The sequence below is a fragment of the Mesorhizobium sp. M1396 genome, from assembly GCF_040317725.1.
Lineage (GTDB): Bacteria > Pseudomonadota > Alphaproteobacteria > Rhizobiales > Rhizobiaceae > Mesorhizobium.
This window is the reverse complement of sequence record NZ_JAMYLA010000136.1, coordinates 1-2,289: the sequence shown is the minus strand read 5'-3', so window position 1 is coordinate 2,289 and position 2,289 is coordinate 1. Positions and strand designations below refer to the sequence as shown.

At 64.4% G+C, this 2,289-nt stretch carries 1 protein-coding gene; it reads left to right on the top strand.

Annotation, left to right across the window (positions count from 1 at the left end):
• The first annotated feature begins 293 nt into the window (after nt 1-293).
• Nucleotides 294-1,934 (top strand): ABC transporter substrate-binding protein, encoded by a 1,641-nt coding sequence (locus NKH02_RS34275; RefSeq protein WP_352884249.1) that lies wholly within the window; start codon nt 294-296, stop codon nt 1,932-1,934.
• Nucleotides 1,935-2,289 lie beyond the last annotated feature (355 nt).

The following is a 2,289-nucleotide window of genomic DNA, read 5'->3' as shown; positions in this document are numbered from 1 at the left end:
CATGCGGCATTTCGATTCACTCAAAACTTTCCCCGGACAGCCCTGCCCCTTGCGGGGGAGATGTCCGGCAGGACAGAGGGGGGTGTGAAGGAACTCAACGGCTAGCCAGTCCTGGGGCAGGACGCCACGAACCGGCTCCAACGCATTGCGGAGCACCGCACAATCACTGCGGAAAACCGAACACTCCCCTGCGTCACCCGGCTCTATCATTCCCTCAGGCAATGGCGTCCTGGCGATCGCATCGCCCCCGAATCCGTCGATCGGCCGGGGCGCCCAACAACTGGGGAACGACGATGAAATTCATGCTGACCGACCGCAAATTGCACCCGCAAGCCAAACCCGTCGCCGACGATTTCAGGACCGGCGGCCTCAACCGCCGCGAATATCTGGCCCTGATGGCCGGCCTCGGCGTCAGCGCCGCCGGCGCCCTGGCGCTGGGCGGTCTCGCCCCCACCCCTGCCCGCGCGGCCGAGCCCAAGAAGGGCGGCGTCTTGCGCGTCGCCATGAACGTCAAGGGGTTCAAGGACCCGCGCACCTTCGATGGTGTCGAGATGTCCAACGTCGCCCGCCATTGCAACGAATATCTGGTGCGCTGGAACACCGACTTCTCCTTCGAGCCCTGGCTGCTCGAAAGCTGGGAGGCGAGCGACGACGCCAAGACGCTGACGCTGCATGTGCGCAAGGGCATCTCCTGGTCGAACGGCGATGCCTTCAACGCCGACGATGTCATCCACAACCTCACCCGCTGGTGCGATGCCTCGGTGGCAGGCAATTCGGTCGCCGCGCGCATGGGCGCGCTGGTCAATGCCGACACCAAGAAGGTCGTCGATGGCGGCATCGCCAAGGTCGACGACTTCACCATCAAGCTGAACCTGCCGAAGCCCGACATTTCGCTGATCGCCGGCATGGCCGACTACCCCGCGCTGATCATGCACCGCTCCTATGAGGGTGACGGCGATCCGATGAAGGCGCTTGCAATCACCACCGGCCCCTGCGAGCTGGTCGGCTGGGATGCCGAGACGGGTGCGGAGGTGAAGCGCAAGGACAAGCCGTGGTGGAAGGGCGAGTTCCACCTCGACGGCATCAAATGGGTCGATTATGGCTCCGACCCCAACGCCATGCTGTCGGCCTTCGAATCCGGCGAGATCGACACCGACCACGAGACCGCCTCCGATGCCGTCTCGCAGACCGAGCAGATGGGGCTGATGAATTCCGAGATCGCCACCGGCTCCACCATCGTCGCCCGCTTCAATGTCGGCAACGCGCCCTATGACGACGTCAAGGTGCGCCGCGCCGCCCAGCTTGCCGTCGACAATTCCGCCGTGCTGGCGCTCGGCCTCGGCGGCCGCGGCAAGCCCGCCGACAACCACCATGTCGGCCCCATGCACCCCGAATATGCCGACATCGGCCCGGCCAAGCGCGACGTGGACCGGTCGAAGAAGCTGCTCGCCGAGGCCGGCAAGACCGACCATGAGTTCGAGCTCATCTCCGTCGATGTCGAATGGCAAAAGAGCACCGGCGACGCCATCGGCGCGCAGATGCGCGAGGCGGGCCTGAAGATCAAGCGCACCGTGCTCCCGGCCGCCACCTTCTGGAACGACTGGAGCAAATACCCCTTCTCCTGCACCGAATGGCTCGGCCGCCCGCTCGGCGTCCAGGTGCTGGCGCTGGCGTATAAATCGGGCGCCGCCTGGAACGAAAGCGCCTACGCCAACAAGGAGTTCGACGAGCTGCTCGACAAGGCGCTGGCCACGCCCGACGCCAAGGCGCGCAAGGAGATCATGGCCAAGATCGAGCAGAATCTGCGCGACTCCGGCATCATCATCCAGCCCTACTGGCGCTCGGTCTACCGGACGTATCGCAAGGGTGTTGAGGGTTGCGAACAGCACCAGGCGCTGGAACAGCATTTCGAGAAGGTTTGGTTGGAGGGGTGAGAGGCGCTCCGCGTTAGCGGACGAAAAGCCAATTGCTTGGCTCTCCGAGCCTCGAACGCCCTGAGCCAGCGAAGGGCCGGGCGACGGTGAAGCGCGTTACTTCCCTTCTCCCCTTTGTGGGAGAAGGCCAGCAGCGTCGGCACCGCCCCTCATTGCCCTGCCGGGCATTTCTCCCCGTATGGTGACGGGGGAGAAAGTAGCCGGCCGCATCGCCGGCGCTTTCCTTGCAACGCTGGAGATTGGCGAAAGCAGCGACGACAGCGTCCTTCGCCCCGTTCAACGCAGGGCTGTCCGGGGAAATTTATTCATATATGAAGGCCATCTGATTGAGGGAGGATCGGTCTCTTGGTCGGCT